Origin of the sequence: Vibrio sp. Sgm 5, from assembly GCF_026241575.1 — a bacterium.
GTDB lineage: Bacteria > Pseudomonadota > Gammaproteobacteria > Enterobacterales > Vibrionaceae > Vibrio > Vibrio jasicida.
Genome location: NZ_JAPHPY010000122.1, coordinates 1 through 1,562, shown reverse-complemented (window position 1 = coordinate 1,562; position 1,562 = coordinate 1). Strand labels below are relative to the sequence as shown.

3 protein-coding genes are annotated in these 1,562 nt (G+C 40.0%); 1 reads left to right on the top strand and 2 read right to left on the bottom strand.

The annotated features are described in order from the left end of the window. Positions 1 to 85: 85 nt before the first annotated feature. Positions 86 to 376 carry a type II toxin-antitoxin system RelE family toxin gene (locus OQJ86_RS26290; RefSeq protein ID WP_065546184.1) on the bottom strand — a complete coding sequence of 97 codons (291 nt, stop codon included), beginning with the start codon at positions 374 to 376 and terminating at the stop codon, positions 86 to 88. After that, positions 366 to 614 carry a type II toxin-antitoxin system Phd/YefM family antitoxin gene (locus OQJ86_RS26285; protein WP_009387502.1) on the bottom strand — a complete coding sequence of 83 codons (249 nt, stop codon included), beginning with the start codon at positions 612 to 614 and terminating at the stop codon, positions 366 to 368. The genes OQJ86_RS26290 and OQJ86_RS26285 overlap by 11 nt, the downstream gene beginning before the upstream one ends. 258 nt (positions 615 to 872) lie before the next feature. On the opposite strand from OQJ86_RS26285, the gene OQJ86_RS26280 reads away from it, so the two are divergent. After that, complete coding sequence (locus tag OQJ86_RS26280) at positions 873 to 1,373, top strand: HEPN domain-containing protein (protein WP_265992291.1); 501 nt, start codon at positions 873 to 875, stop codon at positions 1,371 to 1,373. The last annotated feature ends 189 nt before the right edge of the window (positions 1,374 to 1,562 follow it).

Sequence of the window (1,562 nt, the reverse complement as noted above, 5' to 3'; positions counted from 1 at the left end):
CTATGCGTTGGTTTTAATGTTTAAGGTGGTATGCGGTGGCATCGGTATTGCGTTGCTCACCCCTTAACAGGGCGTTATACCGCAATCAGTCGTTGAGCCTTGTCATCGCTTTTCTGTACACATCGCTACGTTCGCGCTTGCCTACGGCTAAAACGGTAACAATAACTACATCGTCTTGCACTTTGTATACTAAGCGATAGCCAGATTGGCGTAATTTGATCTTATACATGTTATCTGCGCCGGATAATTTGGAAGCCGGAACGTGTGGATTAGCTAAGCGCTCAATCAGTTTCTTCTTAAATTGCTGTTGCAAAGTAGCGCCGAGTTTTTTCCACTCTTTAAGCGCGCTACTTTTAAATTCAAGATTATAAGTCATCGATACTCACCGAAATGCTTGCTTCAGATTCTCGCTCTTTAGCTAAAGCAAGTAGCTCAATATCTTCAAGTTTGTCCATCATCATTTCGTATGCAGCAGCAGGTACACAGTAAAATGCAGGTTCATTTCGGTTTAGTACGGCGACTGGATCACCATAAGCGCTTGAAGCAACCTTCATTGGGTTCGCTTTAAACTCAGTAATACTTGCAGCAACATCAGCTAATATTCTAGCGGTCATTTAAAAGCTCCTTAAAGTGGTCTTTAATGTGGTCATTTTAGTTGCAAACAAGCGGTATAACAAGGTGTTTAAGACGGATTCGCAACGCTCGGCGGTTTCAGTTCAAAGTTTTGCATATGTGTTTATGGCACAATGTCGTGAGTTTTGGTGGTAGCGCTGCTCACCACTTAACACGGCGTTAGGCTTTTTGCGTATACTCACATCACTATACTTGCCGCTATGATAAAGTGCGTCGTACTTTATTTTAAAGGATGTAATATGAGTGAGCAAAATTTAAGGCATGGGCAGGCTCTTAGTCTGCAATGGGTTACTTTTGCGCTACAACAAATGGTTAAAGATATTGAAACTGGCGGCTCGACTACAGATACATTGACTGGAAGTTGTAAAAGTGTGGCTGGTGACTCTGGTTTAGGAACTCTATCAACTGGTAGCGATTATGTGCTTAATTTCCTAATTCCATTTTCAGTGGAATTAGCATTAAAAGCCCTATTAATAAAAGAAGGTATAGACCCAGGTCATATACATAATCTAGTAAAGCTTTATGGTAAGTTACCAACTAAAATTCAAGATGAAATTCAGCGTATTTTTAAAGAAGAACAACAGGTTACGAAATTTACGATGATAGAGCTACTTGAACGACATAAAGCTGATTTTGTAATGTGGCGGTATCTTGATAAAGCTGAAGAGTTGCATCGTGATGAAGTTGAGTTGCAGCTAGCTTTAAGCGCGATCCTAGACTTGTATAATTCAAAAGCCTAACAAACAATTTAAGAGGGATTCCCAACGCTTGGCATTTTTGCTTCTACTTCAATTTTAGTGTTTACGGTACAATGCTTTAGGTTGGGTGGTAGCGTTGCTCACCCCTTAATTGGGCGTTATGTGCTTACCCCAAAACATATAGTATAATGTTCTCTTTGTTGCTTAACTAAATTTACGATGAATATTGTT

What these genes read in the sequence shown, in the direction of transcription:
- OQJ86_RS26290 (WP_065546184.1), bottom strand. Translation starts at nt 376, where the DNA reads ATGACTTATAATCTTGAATTTAAAAGTAGCGCGCTTAAAGAGTGGAAA.
- OQJ86_RS26285 (WP_009387502.1), bottom strand. Translation starts at nt 614, where the DNA reads ATGACCGCTAGAATATTAGCTGATGTTGCTGCAAGTATTACTGAGTTT.
- OQJ86_RS26280 (WP_265992291.1), top strand. Translation starts at nt 873, where the DNA reads ATGAGTGAGCAAAATTTAAGGCATGGGCAGGCTCTTAGTCTGCAATGG.